Origin of the sequence: Pseudoalteromonas luteoviolacea (assembly GCF_000814765.1) — a bacterium.
GTDB lineage: Bacteria > Pseudomonadota > Gammaproteobacteria > Enterobacterales > Alteromonadaceae > Pseudoalteromonas > Pseudoalteromonas luteoviolacea_H.
Genome location: NZ_JWIC01000004.1, coordinates 436,202 through 453,161, shown reverse-complemented (window position 1 = coordinate 453,161; position 16,960 = coordinate 436,202). Strand labels below are relative to the sequence as shown.

Here is a 16,960-nt window from a genome sequence, read left to right as displayed (position 1 = left end):
TGACAAGTAAAGTGAATTTATACTTCGATTGACTGGCCGTGATTTAAACGGTTGGTAGGGTCTAATAAACGTTTTACTTTTTGTAATCTAGGATAATTGCCTTTGTAATACAGATATTGCCAATTCACAATATCCATATCTGCATAGTTGACATAACAGCCATCCATAACACCATCAGGCACCGGACCTTTTTCACCATACATCTTATGATAAAAGCTGCTCATCCATCCTAAGTGATATGGATCTTGGCTTGGGTCAAACCAATAGGTTTGATATTGCAGCTTCATCACAGAGCTGCGATGTGACACCGCTGTATCTTCAGGTGACAGCGCGTTAATTTGTCCGCCATACGATGACAACTGCAACGTACCGCTTGGATTTAAATAGTCACCATGTCTGAGCTCATCCCACAACGTCCGAATTTGCGCTTCTGGAAAGGGCTTATTCATATAGGCAGACTTGTTTTTACCTCGGGCACCTATCAAAGGCCCCGCCGCATACTGGGTACCATACCACCAAGGCAAACTAAAATAACTGCCCGGCGGCGTGGGCCTTGGCGGTGCATCTTCTTGGCTCTGTATCCCCATGTGATCAGAAGTACGTAAACCCACTTTGGCTTGCGCTAATTGCGCCGCAGAAAAAATAGCATCTAAAAACTCATCAATTAAACCAGGGTTACCTGCACAGAATAACTGTAAGCGAATACTGCCCCCACCACCAACCGATTTTGGCATAGACATGGATGTATGCAGCGCATTAAAACGACTTTCTGGGCCGTTATTTTTGGTCCAAAACTCGCCGTAATTTTTAATCAAGGCAGCAAATTGCGGATAGTCTAAGCTTGCCCACGGCAGCGACACCTCTTGTGTATGAATAAAGGCAGGTACGTCAGGTAAGTCTTTGAAAAAGTATTTGGTTACGATACCAAAGTTACCGCCACCACCGCCTTGGTGCGCCCAGACAATGTCATCTGCCTGTGCAGATTGACCTTTAAAGTATTTACGTGGGTAAGTAGCCTGACCACCCCACTCATTAAATGCCACCAGCTCTACACCAGCCAAATAATCGCTCGACAAGCCATATTGACGTGAATGTACACCAAACCCACCGCCACAGACATGACCACCAATCCCGACGCCAAAACAAGACCCTGCTGGGATTATTTTGCCAAACTCTTTAAATAGCGTTTTATAGGTATGTCCTAAATTCGCCCCCGCTTCCACTACGTAGTAGTCACCCTCTTTGTAAATACGGTCCATATTACTGATGTCGATAACCACCCCATTGTCATTATCAACAAACCCTTCATAGCAATGCCCGCCTGAGCGCACGGTGATGCGTTTGCCCTGTGTGATCGCATCACGGGCAGCCATATACACTTCATGGGCAGAGCTACAGGCACCGATGTAAGTTGGCTGACTTAAAAAGCGCATATTAGACCCCAGTAACATAGAGATATACCGCGGATCATTGCCAAATACTTTGTGATATTGCCCATACTCTCCACGGGCCTCTGCAGGCGTTGATTGCAACGCCAAGGGTGCAGCCCCAACCACCCCACCGACTGCCAGTGACTTTTTCAAAAAACTACGGCGAGATGTTTGCTCTGTTGCCTGTAACACTAACTCTTGTTCTTTATTATCCATCGTACTGTCCTTACATGTTATTGTTATTGGTCACACAACGTCCTGCCACTATCCAAACCCGACACGCTACAGCATGCGACGTTTCCAATGTAGCAATAAACAAAACAAGAACTGTATATAAATTAGACTAAAGGCGTAGATTCAAAAGGTACTAATAGGAACTAAAAACAAGCATTGTAGAAACCTTTAGTGATAGTAAGTAATTACATTCACAATGTATCAAAATATTTCTTCTGCGTATGAGGAGTTTTGGGGGTGGGTTAAGCCACATCCATGTGACTAGAAAATAGTGATTAACTATACAAGTTTTGTGGGACTTTTAAGACCTGAATATGTACGGTGACTTCTTCGCGGTCATGGTATAAGTGTTTGGCTTGGAGCTGATAACCTACATTGTAATGCGCCAATTCATCATCGATCAGCTGCAAACATTCATACACGCTATCAAAGCGCTTTTTCATCGGCAGCTTGAGGTTAAATATTAACTCTTTAACAAAGCCATTCACTATCCAATCAATCATCAATTGCGTTACTTTACTCGGCTTTTCAACCAAAACGGTGCAGTGATGATGTGTGTTATGTACCTGCTAAATGGTCAACTTTAAAGTGCCATAAAAAAGCCGCCTAGGCTTCAATATTGATTAAATCTTAGGCGGACTTTAAATTATTACTCCCATGATAGTGAGTGCTTTTTATATTTATCTCGGTTGATAAGTCTCTTCTTTTATTTTGCTTTTTATGTGGTTCACTTGCAGGTTGAATTTTGGGGATGTATGTCAGAGCAACCCTTTATTACACATGGCTAGTCTTCGAAGCGTGGGTGGAAGGTATTAAAATAAACAATAACGGGGCAGTAAAAACCGCCCTGCTACAATTACTTAAATTGACATAAATGGTGTGTCCATATATGTCTGTTGTATTGATGTCTTTTCTCTTCAAAAGGTTGATAGCAAACTTTCTTAAAAAGACTTTGATTACGCCAAAATAACGACCAAATTTTGGTTTTATTAATGGGTTGGTAGGACCAGAAAAAGCCCCGAAGGGCTTTGGTGATCTTAGTTGCTTATTTAAGCTTTTCGCCCTTAAAGCTTGCTACACCACAAATAACTTTTAATGATACTTCTCCACCTTCTGCAGCAATTACAAAAAGATTACTGCTGAAAATTTCATCACAAGAAAAAACATAGCCGGAGTTTTTTAAATAATCTGATACTTCGCTTGCATGAATTACCTTATAGTTTACTTCGCCAACATAGGCTGCTAGTGAATCATCGTCTTTAAAACAGTTTTGATAATCAAAGGAGTATACAGATGAGCACTCTAGTTCACCAAGACTATCTCCTTCATACATATCAATGAAAGATAGCCTGACAGATTTTCCATCTTTTCCAAACGCAATATTATCTAAATTAACATCATTTAATAAATTCATAATCAATTATTCCCCTTGAAAGGGCCAACAATTGGCTCTACATAATGGTCTGTTTTGTGGGATTGGTCTCGCAATGGCTTAAAATTGTAGTCTTGCCTCTGAGGGAATTTACCCGAGCCGTCAGGCTTCCAAATTTTTCGTACAGGAATCACTTCACCAGTAGGTTTTACAGTTACGATTTTTCCCTCAGGGCCTTTATAGGTTGTATAACCTTGATTTCGGCTGACACCTTTAAACTTAAATCCTTTTTCTGTTAGATCAGCGTGTAGAGCAGCCCTAGTTGTAGGGAGATTGTCTGCTGCTTTATTTATAACACTTTTAACCCCATCTATAGCCTTACCGGCTAACTTACCGGCTAACTTACCGGCTATATGAAGCTTTGCAACTGCTCCTATGACTGAAGTGGCACTTGGGTCCTCCAAAGCCTCCTCTATTTCAGAAAAGCCGAATACCTTATCTAGCACATCTGGTGCATATTCCATTACTGTCCCAATGGAATCAGCCATATCTCCAAAAGTATACTTATCTGAAATATTAATATCCACACCGGCAGATCTAACATAAATTTTCTGGCGATCTTGAGAAGCTTCAAGCTGATGAGCTTGTACAGAAGTATTATCATTACGCTCACCACTACGTAAACTCATACGGCCTAAACGACACATTGTAAGTAAGCACTTTTTACCACCGCTATCAACGCCTTCATCCTTTTCGGCGTCACACACTCGTTTACCATCTGCCTCGCATTGGCTCGTATAACCGCTGGGATCTGTCCCCGCAAGAGGGTTATTCATGATATAGCTGTAGGGGTTGACACTCTGCGTGTTGGTCGGGCTTTGTATGACTGGATCGACCGATAAAAATCGACCAAGTAATGGATCATAACCACGGCCATTCATGTGGATCAAACCTACATCCGGCAAGTGTTCGTGCCCAGTAAATCCACGGCGGGTATGTAAAAAGCTCGCTAGTTTATCATTTTTGTAAGCATCAAATGCGCGCCCAAAACTATCATAACTGCGGCGCTGCAGTGTCATTGCTTCTTCAGTATGTTGCGCACCAAGCATTTCCCCGGATGTCATGCTAGCAATTGACCCTAGACGCTCAACATGGGTGTGAATAACCCGAGGGGACTTCGCCTCATTACTTAAAATGGTGTGGTTACCCACGTACACTTTAAATGACTTCGTGTTGTGCTGGTCAACTTCAATTTCATATCCTGATAAATAATAAACCGATTTACCAGCACTACTGCGTACTTGCTTGATCCGTTTATTATTTGCATCATAAGCAAACTGTACTGTATTGCCATTACGATCGATCTTATGTGGCTTCATACCAGGGGTATACTTGATAGACAAATCCCCATCGGAAGAAGACGTTAAATTACCATTGTTATCATAGGTAAATGTCGCCTTTTCACCTGAATTCAAAAGCACTTCGCGGATCGCATTAGGCCCTGCGTTACCACCTAAACTCCTTTGCCCGTCACCGTATACATAACTGGAAGCGTAATCTGATTTGAGTGTTAAATTACCAACTAGATCATATTCATAATCAGTTTGCACCGTGACTGTGTCAACTGAGATATCAACCTTATCCAGTCTGTGTAGCTGATCATAATAGAACTGTTCTTGGCGGCCACCAGCAATGTCATCGCGATATGTTAAGTTACCAAAACCATCATACAAATAAGACTGATATTGCACATTACCAATATTACAGCTCCCAGTTTTACTGGTACATACACTCTCCATCAAAGATGTATTAGTATGATAATTAAAGCGCTGTATTAGCCCATTACTGAATGATTGCTGAGTAATATTGCCTGTTGCACTGAATGCATCAAACTCTACCAAGCGCTTTTCAATGCCATTAACTAGCTGAATATCACCTTGATGGCGGCCGTAAGGAGTATAAACGTGCTTAATGTGTGCATCGGTACCGTATTGCGTTTCACTTAGGTTGCCAAATTCATCATGTTCATAAAGCTTAGTAAATGTGTGACCATCGATTGATAAAGTTTCCTGTTCAACACGGCCCAACCCCTCATAGTTATAGCTACGAACATAGCCACCTTGCGCATCATTATCTAAAAACCCAAGACCTACACGTGTCGTATCGTATTGCCAAGTCGCAATGCTGCCATCTGCGATACGCTTAACCATACGTCCCAACGCATCATAGTGAAGTGTTGTTAGTATGTTTTGCGCATCTTTTTGCTCTCGCAATTCATTGAGCACATTATACTTAAAGTGCCACGACCCCATATTTGGGTCATCAACTTGAATTTTATGACCCAAACCGTTATAGGATGCACTAAGTATGGAGCCTTTCGCATCGCGAATATAATTTGGCTGACTATTGGCATGATACGTAAAGTGCGTACTACTGCCATTAGCATCAGTGGTTTGCAATAATTGCTTTTGGCTATAAATACGAGATACCGAAAACTGGCCAACGCCCCCTGTGATCGCACGCTTTGGTGTTACGGTAATATCTGTTTTGAGTCCACTGTACGTATAATCTACCGTGTATTGCTGCGGACCAAAATAAGTTTCTTTTTGAGCTGGGCGACCTAACACATCAAAGCCGCTTAAAGCCTCATACGCTACTTGTGTATCCCCTTTAAAATGAGGCTGACTCTTATATACCAGGTTACCGTTCACGTCATACTCTGTGCGTGTGATCACCTGTTCATTGATAGATGGCATACTAAGTGTGCCTACCTCTCTACCTAGAGAATCTGTATATACAACATGTATCGGGCGGCCATCTTGAACTTGCCACACTTGATGCGTTGCACCATCCACACAGCTAGACCCCACCGGACAACCCAAATAAGCGTAATAGACGGTTTCCTCTGATTGCGGCTTATTTTCTTTGGTATTTTTTATCCCAGACGTTGTTTTACGTAATGGGCGACCTAATAAGTCTAATGCCGTGTTGGTATGAACACCTTGTATCGTAGACGTCGAAGTAACTTTGCCCCACATAGCATCATAGGCAAATGTGCTGGCATTAGTGCTCAAGCCCCATAAGTTATTTTGCTGAGATTGAGGAAAATAGCCTTCCGTTTCAAATTGAGTCGTGACTGTACGCGCGTGTTCAAGACTTGCTACAGACGCATCCTCACCCGTTTGAGACGTAGTTTGAGACTCTGTATTACCATAACTATCAAACGCCAAAACAACGGTTTTAGTTACGTCTTTATCTATGATGCAGCTTAATGCGTTTATATCAGTATGAGCAACACTAGTTTCACTGCCACAAACTCGGCGATCTCTGGCTTTATTGCCTACAAAATCGTCATATTTGGTATAACTATACGCGCTTGAGCTACTATTATCATGACTATAATCAGCAGCATAACTAACCGAAGACAAGCTTGCTTTAGACTGTAAGACATAGCTGCCACTGACATTGCCATCAATGTAATCATTTTTTGTTTGCTGTATGCGTGTCACCGCTTCGTCTGTTAGCGTCACAGATTTGGTTTTGACACGCCCAAAGCAAGTGTAACTTGATGTACTTTTTTTGGTTTCTTTTACAGCTTGTGATGTTAAGTCATAATGATATTCAATGCTTTTTGTGACTCGAGGTGAATAGGTTTTTGTGGTATTACTTTCACACCACTGTGCTTTAACTTCTTGGGCTAAAAACTCTGACACCAAGTTGTCATTCGAAGCCAGTTTAACCTGACGTGATTTCACCATACCCGAGTATGGGAATTCAGTGAAAAACTGCGTTTGCGTGACTAAACCACGGCTGGTATTGGTTTCTGTGATGGTTTCAAACCCCTGAAAACCTCGACCTTGAGTATGAAAAATACCATTTGCATAAGTAAAGTTTTTACTTTGCGTTAAGCCGTTACCCGCATCTAAAGACAATTGCGACACAACAGTCTTGCTGCCACCAGCACGCTGTAGCCTTGGGTCATCAAGTGGCGTATTGTCGGTAAAATAAATACCTTCACTGGTATTGGCATTAAGACCTAAACGCGTATAGCTGACTGACGCTTCAACAGCTGATTGCCCATTAACAGCCTTAAGCAGGTTCTGATTCTCTGCTTTTGCAAAGTACACATGCACACCTAGGTTATTACCTTGATAGCAATGTACCTGACCGAATTGCCCCTTGGGTTGACAGGACAATGTTTTTGCCTTCGTTGCATATCCTTCAGATGCAACAATATCCTGATGACCATCACCATTAACATCAGCAAGGCCGGTTGCAGTTAAGGCTCCACGGATCGTCTCAGGCAGCTGATGTTCATCAAAACCAGCGCCATCCTCTCGTGCAATGAGAATTTTCCATGACCATATATCATAAGCATAAAGCAAAGGGAGTACCCCACTGGCTTCTTCAATAGCCACTATACATTCTTGATTAGAGGCTAAATCCCAGCAAGAATATCGAGACAATACACGATTAGGCACTAATAAATCAGCTCGACCATCTTTATTAAAGTCTAGTGTTTGTACATACTGATTATAGGTACTGCCTTCGTCTTGAACTGTAAGAGACGGCAAACCAAATTCATCTTGACCTATATCAATGCCTTCTGAAAAGCTCCCTCCGCCTTGATTGTAATGCATTTTCCAATAGAGCCTATTTTGGTCTCTATCTAGGTTCATGGCCATAATATCTAATAGGCCATCGCCATTATAATCTAACCAAATTGCTCTTTTGCTTCTGTAACCTCGACTCACATTATGATGTAAGGCTAAATCATGTTTTTGAACAGTAATCGTGCCTTGTTCATGTTTAAGCTCAAACCATTTACTTTCGTTTGAAACATAAATATCTACAACGCCATCGTTATTTATATCGGCAAAGCTAACTCCGCTTGAATTGCCAAGACCTGTAATAATCCCGGCATTTGTAAACCCGTCGATCGGCAAGCCATCCCGCGTATTACGCAGATGAATGGAGACTCCACCAGCTTCTTCACTTAACGACAGAATATCCATATATCCGTCACCATTTAAATCAGCTTTGTGGGAGTAACAAAGAATATTAAGGTGATAAATGGTTTTACACTTACCATTGATCCCCGTATCAAATAAGTGCTTGCCTGTTTTAGTTACAGGATCGTATTCAGCAATCTGCCAAATAAATTGGCTGTTGTAGTACATAAAGTCAGGAATGCCATTACGATTGTAATCCATAACTGCGCCGTTCATGATATTCCAATAGACCTCAGGCAGCTCACGATCACCATCAACAGCTATTGCACTTTGATAATCAGGTAAAGACTTAACCCAGTCGTTGCTTTTTTTGGCTGTGCCAATAAAAGAAGTGCCTCCGAATGCATAACTTAGATCTGCGATCCCATCACCATCATAGTCTTGTGAAGTTGAGTAAGGCACTGAGCTCAAGGTCAAATCATACTCGTTAGTCAAATTCACCAAAGGATGGTCGTCACCTTTCACATACTCATCAACGCCTGCTCTAACCCAATCAAATGACTTTTTCGCCAGCTCAGTGGTACATAAAGCGTCATCACATAAACGGATATTTTGAAGTTGACTTTGATCATATTTAAGTACATAACTTTGCGACTTACTTGGGGTGCTATTTGTCACTGAAGACAGCTTGGCACCTGTTGCAAACTTACCTCCCCACAAAAAGGCGACGCCGACTGGATTTTCCCATGCAAAGTCAACAGTTCGACTACCTCGGGTATCTCCAAAACCAGTATATTCAATACGCGATAATACCTTTTGATAGCCTATTTGCGCATCCCCAAGCTCAGTGTATGTGTAGTGAATAGTATTGTTAAATGGATCCGATGTTCGGTTCATTAACCATTGATATGGCGCGGCCTGTCCTGTGTGTATTTCACGCGCATTCACCACTTCGCCAAAACGTTTTTCATTACCATTGCTATCTGTCAGCACAAAGTATGCTGAATTTGAATTAACACCACCACCAAACTGCTCTATAAGAATATTAGGAGCTCGCTCTGGTTGATAAATAGCACCGACTTCACCATATTGACCACTAGTCAAAATCAGGCGACTTCCATTTAGACAAAGCTTATCATTATGATAGGTTACATTTTTTTGATAACCATCAATGCTATAATTAGTACTACAGCGAGCTACCCCTTCGGTACCACTTAATGACCAGCCCATCCCTGCATTGCCAATACCCGACTGACTACTATAACTCAACGTTAATTTAGGCTGCATGCCATTTCGACCAGGAGCAACATGCAGAGGTAATTGATATGTAAAAGCACCGCCATCTACACCTGCTTGCCCTTTTAAATCAGCATCATATTCTGAGTCTGGCAGTGTAGCACTTGGTAAAGAAGCATCGACCTCAATTGATTCACCTGAAGTGTCAATTGTAATTGGAATAGTGGCATTCTCCACACCACCGTCACCATCTGTCGCCGTCAACACCAAGCTTGAACTTCCAACAGCTAACAAGTCTGCTTTAATTGTTAGGTCAAAGCGATTACCTTCTTTATGTATTTGTACAAAGCTTATACTGTCAGATAAAGCATCATGCGTTAATTGCAATGCGCTAACGGGTGAGTCCTCATCCTCTACACGTACGGTATAAACTTGCAACTCATTTGGTTTAAGTGTAATACCATTGCCCCAGAAAATAGTTGGCGCAGAGTTAACACATGCGACATCTACAACCACACGCACTGATTCTATCCCTGCCAGAGGTGTGTCTACATTCACATGAGTTTCAACAATAAAAGATGAAGTGCCACAAAAATCATGAGCCGGCGTAAACTCGATGCCATTACTTAGTATACTTGCACTGCCATTATGCACCGAATTGATACTTGAATATGCATGGCTAAATGGAATACCAAGTGATGACCAAGGTATGGAAACGGAGGTATTTTCTTGAGTAGAAAAAGAAACCGATTCACTCATGTTGTATACGATAACATCTGCTGACTGAGAGCAACCGTAATCATTACAAGCGCTGACTCTGAATCGCTCACTACTGCCTTGCTGTACTCGATAATAAGAACTTGTTATGTTGCCAGCAACTTCTTGCCAAACGCCATCCACCAACTGCTCTAAAATATAGTACTGTGCACCCGAAACCGACTGCCAACTGATATTATAGTAACCATTACTTGCCGTATTTGAAAATCCACCAGGTTGGCTCGGCCGCCCATCATAAGGCACGAAGATTGTAATATTTTCATTAATAATGGGAACAAATCGCGTTTTGCGTATTTGCCCGGGCACATGATTCACAGTCACCTTGAACGACTTATAAACGCTTGCATTACTGCTATCAGTAGCGCGCAAGGTTACCGTCGACTCTCCATGACCATCAGCTGATGGGACTATTTCTAGTGTTCGACTTCCACCACTTCCTGATAATTTTATACCCGATAAAGGGATTAGTGCCGTATTTGAAGAAGATACCGTTGAAACTCGGACCGCTGATGCGCCACTATCAGTATCAGCAACTGAAAAGTTGATGGCTTTTGTTGTGCCTTGCTCCATGGATAGGTTTGCTAAACCAAACCCACTGAATACTGGCGGATCATTTATACATTTAACCTCCACTTCAATGTCATGCTCCCAGGCTTTATAAGGCAGGTTGTCAGCATCAACTGGTGGCATATATGTTCTTATTGAGAAACTATCTGTACCACAAAAATTCTGCTTCGGCGTATAAAACAAATCAGCCAGCGTAAAAGATAAAGGGTCTTGAATTCGGATTGTGCCATGCTTGGGCTTTATGTGATTTTCAACAGCCCCCATAGCCGTGGGGTCTATATTTGATACATTGATCTCTAGTGTAGAATCCTCATTCATAGAGAAACTGCTTGAGCTGGGCACAGGTAATGGTACATAGTCAACCTTCACCTTGAACACTTTATCGGTACTGCCATTTCCCCCATCAGTAGCACGGATCCTGATGGTTGCTTCACCATAATATTGGGCTACCGGCTGAATTGTCATAGTGCGACTTGCCCCACTACCAGAAAAAGAGATACGAGATAGCGGGATTAGATTTATATCAGAACTTGATACAGCTGAGACATCGATAGTAGACACTGCATGATCGTCATCAATAAGCGTGAAATTAACAGTTCTAGTTGTCCGTTGGTCCATGGTGATATTACCGAGCTGATTATGACCAAACCTAGGCAACTCATTCATACAAACCACAGTAACCTTAACCGTACGCTGCCATGGTATCGAAATAGGAGCATCAATATCCTCTGGTGGTACGCTTGTTTCTAAAGAAAAGCTGTCTTCACCGCAATAGTCTTTGTCCGGAATATATGTCAGCTCAGCCGTATGAAAAGCGTACTCATTTCGCAAACTTAATCGGCCATTTTTTGGCCTCACCACATCATTTACCATACCTATTGGTTGAGAAGCACCAGCGGTTACTAACTCTCCTGAGATATCAATAAATAAGCTTGTGTCCTCATTAATCGTATAACGTTGTTCACTGGCGATACTTGCAAAACTGAATAATGTAAAAAAATAAATTATTAAAGTAAAAAATGAATGAAAATATAAAGGCATATCCCTAGTTCTTATAATTCGAAAAGTTAAAATTCTGAAACGATGAAGTAGCTATTTAAATAGGCGAGATTTTATTTTTTATTCATAAAACAATCAAATAAACAGGGGTAATTTGTACGCATTACTTGGCAAATCGCATTTACTTCCCTGTAAATGCAATAATCGCTCGTTAACTATACAAGTTTTGTGGGACTTTTAAGACCTGAATATGTACGGTGACTTCTTCGCGGTCATGGTATAAGTGTTTGGCTTGGAGCTGATAACCTACATTGTAATGCGTCAATTCATCATCGATCAGCTGCAAACATTCATACACGCTATCAAAGCGCTTTTTCATCGGCAGCTTGAGGTTAAATATTAACTCTTTAACAAAGCCATTCACTATCCAATCAATCATCAATTGCGTTACTTTACTCGGCTTTTCAACCATGTCACACACCAACCAATCAATGTTGCGCTTTTCTGGGCGGTATTTAAAGCCATCTTCTCGAAAGTGCTTCACTTGACCACTTTCCATCAATTTGTCGTTCATTGGACCGTTATCAATGGCCGCGACAAACATGCCACGTCTAACCAATTGATACGTCCACCCTCCAGGACAAGCGCCTAAATCGACACCGCGCATGCCTGGGCGAACGCGATCCTCCGCTTGCTCCTTAGTTAAAAAGACATTAAAAGCTTCGTCTAACTTTAACGTTGAGCGACTGGGACCATCTGCGGGCATTTTAAGTCTAGGGATCCCCATAAAAAATGGAGAGTTATTATCGCTAAACGAGTAACCCACATAAGCGGTATCATTTGCTAAAAACAAAATATGCAACACTGGCTTTTGTGGTTTCACGTTACGCGTTAGCTTATTTTGCTTTTCAAGCGATTTGGCCAATGGCGTCGAGATCTTCTTACAGAACTTCGACAGCTCTTTGCCTTCGTTTGTGTCTGGTGTTTCTACACGGAGATCGCCACACAATGGGAAATCCGCCACACATTGCTTAATTTCTCCGACGCGATCTTCCAATGGCATATTTGTCAGCAAAGTGCCTGCAAACCATTGTCTTGCAAATACCAAGCTCTTAAAATCAATTTGCTTGACCAGCCGCTCAGCCTCTTCTTTGGCGTAACATTCAAAGGTCACAAACCCAGTATTTGGCTTGGCTTTGACATAACCGGCAACACCTTGTTGCATCGCATGGTGATTAATTTCAGCAGCTGCATCACTTTCAAAACCGCTACGACAGTAAATTACTACACTCGACATTGTTTCAATACTTCCAAAGTTAAAGAGTTTCTAAGATTAAAGAGGTTGCCTAGCAGCTTTTACAATCAGTATTAGCCAACCAATAATAAAACACACTCCACCAATGGGAGTAATGGGCCCTAGCCACTTCGCGCCAGTTAGAGCCAGCAGATATAAACTGCCACTAAATAGCAAAATACCCATGATAAAAGCATAGCCTGCCCATTTAAGTTGCATGCCCCACTTAATCAACAGCGCCACAGCGATGAGAGCCAAACCATGTGTCATTTGATAGTGTGCTGCAGTTTTAAAGATACCCACTGCATAGTCACTCACATGGTGCTTCAAGCCATGTGCTGCGAATGCACCTAATGCCACTGATAACATGCAAAAGAGGCTGCCTGCTAATAAAAATAGTTTAGCCATGACAATTATCTCGAATAAATTGCACAGCTTTTTGTGCTGCTGCATCGCGATTTTGCGCTTCAGTTATGCCACTTGCCTTACGAGGCTTTAGTGAGTGATCGCCATCTGGCAACCAAAAGTATTCAGGTGTCGCATCCAATTGCAAAGCACTCACTTCAGTTTTATTGCCAAATGTATCTCGCTCCCCCTGCAACACTAAAAACGGACACGGTATGTCACCAAAGTGCTCTATCCTTAACTTTTCAGGTTTGCCCGGTGGGTGAAATGGATAACCAAACGCTAACACGCCTTTAACCCTGACTGTTGTCTCACATACCAACATAGACGCCATACGCCCCCCCATTGACTTACCGCCTATAAATATCGGCAACGTATCATCGAGCTGTGACAAAACCTGTTCGTAACACGCTAATAACTTGGGTGCTCTGTCCGGCGGACGCTTTTTGTTTTGCGCCTTGGCCGTGGCCATATACTCAAAGTCAAACAGTGCGACATCAATACCTTGTTCAGAAAGCTTAATCGCCATATCTTGCATAAAGTCTGAATCACACCCCGCACCTGCGCCATGGGCAAATACAAACTGTGCCACAGGGTTTTGGGCTTTGTGCCATTCAATGGCGACCTTATCACTCATAGTTAAAATACCTTATTATATTTGTTCTTGCTCAACCATGCTGAGCATCCACTCTTTAAACGACACAATTTTACCCAGTTCAGCCTGAGATTCTCGGAAAACCAGATAATATGCATTTTTACTTTCCAAGCTATGACTAAACGGGATGACTAGGCGGCCGGCATCGAGATCTGGTTTTGCCAGTACACTGTTGCCCAATGCGATACCTTGCCCGTGCACAGCCGCTTGCAATACCATCGACGAGTGACTAAAAATAGGGCCTGTATTGGCCGGTACATTACGCACTCCGGCCGTTTTAAGCCACGACTTCCATGAGCGGCGTGTCGTATCATGCAATAAATTATGATTTGCCAAGTCACTGGGTTGGTCGAGGGGCTTTGGGCCATTCAGAAGCAAAGGACTACATAGGGGCACCAAATATTCAGTATGCAACTTATGGGTCTGTACGCCGCTCCAATTGCCCCGGCCATAATAAATTGCCACATCGACATCATCAGTCAACGAGTTCTCATCCTGATCTTGTGCTTTGATCCGCACATCGATATCGGGAAACAATTCATTGAATTTACTTAACCGTGGCACTAGCCATTGAATGGCAAAACTTGGCGTTAAACTGACAGTGAGCGAGCCCTTTGCACCGCGCGCCAGTAGCTTTTCTGTTGCATCAATCAGTTGTGAAAAGATATCTTTGATATCTAAAAAATAACCTTGTCCTTCTTCGGTCAATAACAAGGAACGATTTTTCCTGAGGAACAGCTTTAACCCCAAGTGTTCTTCAAGCGTTTTTATTTGGTGGCTAATAGCCGCTTGTGTCACGAAGAGTTCTTCAGCGGCTTTGGTAAAACTCAAGTGCCTGGCTGCTGCTTCAAACGCTTTTAAAGCATTCAGTGGTGGTAACCTTCTTGCCATAGCAGGACGCCTTTACATGTTGTTATATTTTATGTTGTTGTATCTTTTGGGCAACCACCATCCTATGGTCACTGCCCGGCCTAACTAATCAGGCAATTTACACGCTCGCACTGGTATCAAGCGCGTCAAAGCTTTTGATTAATTCATCAACCGCTTTCATTTGCTTTAAGTAACCTTCCAATTTATCTAAAGGCAATGCGCATGGACCATCACATTTAGCGATATTTGGATCTGGATGTGCTTCAATAAATAATCCAGCTAAACCTAGTGCCATTCCACTGCGAGCCAGTTCTGCCGCTTGTGCCCTGCGACCATCTGCTGAATCTGCACGACCACCTGGGCGCTGCAATGCATGCGTTGCATCAAAAATAACTGGCGCCATATGTTTCATGTCATCCATACCCAACATATCAACGACTAGGTTGTTATAACCAAAGCTACTGCCACGTTCGCATAAGATCACTTGGTCATTGCCTGCCTCATTTAGCTTTTTAATGATATGGCGCATCTCATGCGGCGCTAAAAACTGCGGCTTTTTCACATTAATCACCGCGCCTGTTTTCGCCATTGCGACCACTAAATCAGTTTGACGCGCTAAAAATGCAGGCAACTGGATCACGTCTGCCACTTCAGCAACCGGTGCTGCCTGAAATGGTTCGTGTACATCGGTGATCACTGGCACATCAAACGTCTTTTTAATTTCTTCAAAAATTTTCAACCCCTCTTCCATACCTGGGCCTCGGTATGAATTAATCGAAGAACGATTGGCCTTGTCGAATGACGCCTTGAAAACATACGGAATATTTAACTTTGAGGTGACTTCTACATAATGCTCTGCAATTTGCATTGCTAAGTCTCGAGACTCTAGCACATTCATTCCACCAAATAAGACAAACGGTTTGTCGTTTGCCACTTCAATGTTTCCAACTTTTATAATCTGTGTATTCATATTTCAATCCAATTTAGACTGGTAACAAGCAAGTATTCAACTCGATTACCAAGCACACTGTATTTTTTATTCTCTTAGATAAGGGGTGCACGAGTGACAATCCAAGCATAGTCCCTAATTAATTAACACGCTATAAATCGTTTAATCCATACCAGTACCTTGTCGCAAGCATCGAATTGTACGTCACTACGGAGACCTGGTTCAGTTACTAGCAGCAATAAAGTGTTTTGAGCATATAGTCTTATGTGTAGTTTGACTACTCGCGCATAGTCGAACTTTAGAATTATACTTTCGGTAATTTAAACCCCAAGTGTATTAAAACACTGGGGGCGCATATGAAAATAATAGGTTAGTGCAGTATATTATTATGATCAGCGAGTTCTTCAATTTGGCTCTGTATCAGCTCAATGGTAGGGTCATCAGGGCACTCATCTACAAAATACTGTAGATCATCTTTGGCCATCTTCGGGCAGTTTAGCTGATTGAGTAGGTAGCCTCGGTCACGTCGCTCATACGGATCATCACCGAGTAGCTCCATAAGTAACTCAACACAACTTAGTGCATGACTAAATTTTTCTGCGGCAATAAAAGACCATTTCTGCTGTGCTAGATAAAGCTTAAACGCCTCATCACCTATCACCAACTCCATCGGCTCCTGCTCTTGTTCAGCCCCGTTTTCAGGCGTGACATACCAAGATTGCTGACCTGAGCTTGGATCTATGATGTAACCTTCTTCACTACTTAGCGCAACATGCACCATGATTTCACTTTGCAGCAGTGCAACAGTGGCATTAAAATGTGCGCGCTCTAGCAAATGCGAAAGTAGAATCGCTAAAGCCGTACTGGTACCACTGCGCATTTTGATCACATAACTTATATTGTTGAGCAGGTATTCTGGTACTTTTTGACCTGTGCCACTAAATAGCCATTTGGTGTAAAACGTATCGAGGATCAAATCGACACGCTTATGCAGGTCTTTTTCCTTCACACACATTTCATCGACTGCCAGTTCTAGCTCAGCCAATTGGCACAGCGTTTGTTCGGTGTCGGCTTGCGCATCCCATCGCTGTTCAGCATAAATGCTACGAAGTAATGCAGGAACGGAATAATCCATACCTAATTCTTGTTGTTCATCAAACCAAGTATCCGTCATAGACTGTACTGCTAACCCATGTGAAAATAATAAGCCGCTAGTGTAA

At 42.4% G+C, this 16,960-nt stretch carries 9 protein-coding genes and 1 pseudogene; all 10 read right to left on the bottom strand.

The genetic code is table 11. The features are described from left to right. Positions 1–17: 17 nt before the first annotated feature. The 10 genes and pseudogenes from JF50_RS05115 to JF50_RS05070 all read right to left on the bottom strand — a co-directional run bounded on the left by JF50_RS05115 (position 18) and on the right by JF50_RS05070 (position 16,914). The gene (locus JF50_RS05115) at positions 18–1,646 is read right to left on the bottom strand and encodes an FAD-binding protein (protein WP_039608405.1); all 1,629 of its coding nucleotides are present in this window, start codon (positions 1,644–1,646) and stop codon (positions 18–20) included. A 293-nt stretch (positions 1,647–1,939) separates the two neighbouring features. Beyond that, a pseudogene (locus JF50_RS05110) lies at positions 1,940–2,200 on the bottom strand (23S rRNA (cytidine(2498)-2'-O)-methyltransferase RlmM); the annotation flags it as partial. A 509-nt stretch (positions 2,201–2,709) separates the two neighbouring features. Continuing rightward, the gene (locus JF50_RS05105; RefSeq protein ID WP_039608403.1) at positions 2,710–3,078 is read right to left on the bottom strand and encodes a hypothetical protein; all 369 of its coding nucleotides are present in this window, start codon (positions 3,076–3,078) and stop codon (positions 2,710–2,712) included. 2 nt (positions 3,079–3,080) lie between these two features. Beyond that, positions 3,081–11,609 (bottom strand): FG-GAP-like repeat-containing protein, encoded by an 8,529-nt coding sequence (locus JF50_RS05100; protein WP_039608402.1) that lies wholly within the window; start codon positions 11,607–11,609, stop codon positions 3,081–3,083. 169 nt (positions 11,610–11,778) lie between these two features. Further along, on the bottom strand, positions 11,779–12,864 hold the full coding sequence (gene rlmM, locus JF50_RS05095; protein WP_039608401.1) for a 23S rRNA (cytidine(2498)-2'-O)-methyltransferase RlmM: 1,086 nt from the start codon (positions 12,862–12,864) through the stop codon (positions 11,779–11,781). Between the two features lie 36 nt (positions 12,865–12,900). Beyond that, on the bottom strand, positions 12,901–13,269 hold the full coding sequence (locus tag JF50_RS05090; RefSeq protein ID WP_039608400.1) for a DUF423 domain-containing protein: 369 nt from the start codon (positions 13,267–13,269) through the stop codon (positions 12,901–12,903). Next, positions 13,262–13,903: an alpha/beta family hydrolase gene (locus JF50_RS05085; protein ID WP_039608399.1), complete on the bottom strand. Its 642-nt coding sequence runs from the start codon at positions 13,901–13,903 to the stop codon at positions 13,262–13,264. The genes JF50_RS05090 and JF50_RS05085 overlap by 8 nt, the downstream gene beginning before the upstream one ends. Before the next feature lie 15 nt (positions 13,904–13,918). Further along, positions 13,919–14,812, bottom strand: a complete 894-nt coding sequence (locus JF50_RS05080; RefSeq protein ID WP_039608398.1) for a transcriptional regulator GcvA — start codon at positions 14,810–14,812, stop codon at positions 13,919–13,921. Positions 14,813–14,909: 97 nt separating this feature from the next. Next, complete coding sequence (gene kdsA, locus JF50_RS05075; RefSeq protein ID WP_039608397.1) at positions 14,910–15,761, bottom strand: 3-deoxy-8-phosphooctulonate synthase; 852 nt, start codon at positions 15,759–15,761, stop codon at positions 14,910–14,912. A gap of 349 nt (positions 15,762–16,110) precedes the next feature. Beyond that, positions 16,111–16,914, bottom strand: a complete 804-nt coding sequence (locus JF50_RS05070) for a tetratricopeptide repeat protein (RefSeq protein ID WP_039608396.1) — start codon at positions 16,912–16,914, stop codon at positions 16,111–16,113. Positions 16,915–16,960: the final 46 nt, after the last annotated feature.

Coding starts and splice junctions, on each gene's coding strand:
- JF50_RS05115 (WP_039608405.1), bottom strand. CDS start 1,646: ATGGATAATAAAGAACAAGAGTTAGTGTTACAGGCAACAGAGCAAACA.
- JF50_RS05105 (WP_039608403.1), bottom strand. CDS start 3,078: ATGAATTTATTAAATGATGTTAATTTAGATAATATTGCGTTTGGAAAA.
- JF50_RS05100 (WP_039608402.1), bottom strand. CDS start 11,609: ATGCCTTTATATTTTCATTCATTTTTTACTTTAATAATTTATTTTTTT.
- rlmM (WP_039608401.1), bottom strand. CDS start 12,864: ATGTCGAGTGTAGTAATTTACTGTCGTAGCGGTTTTGAAAGTGATGCA.
- JF50_RS05090 (WP_039608400.1), bottom strand. CDS start 13,269: ATGGCTAAACTATTTTTATTAGCAGGCAGCCTCTTTTGCATGTTATCA.
- JF50_RS05085 (WP_039608399.1), bottom strand. CDS start 13,903: ATGAGTGATAAGGTCGCCATTGAATGGCACAAAGCCCAAAACCCTGTG.
- JF50_RS05080 (WP_039608398.1), bottom strand. CDS start 14,812: ATGGCAAGAAGGTTACCACCACTGAATGCTTTAAAAGCGTTTGAAGCA.
- kdsA (WP_039608397.1), bottom strand. CDS start 15,761: ATGAATACACAGATTATAAAAGTTGGAAACATTGAAGTGGCAAACGAC.
- JF50_RS05070 (WP_039608396.1), bottom strand. CDS start 16,914: ATGACGGATACTTGGTTTGATGAACAACAAGAATTAGGTATGGATTAT.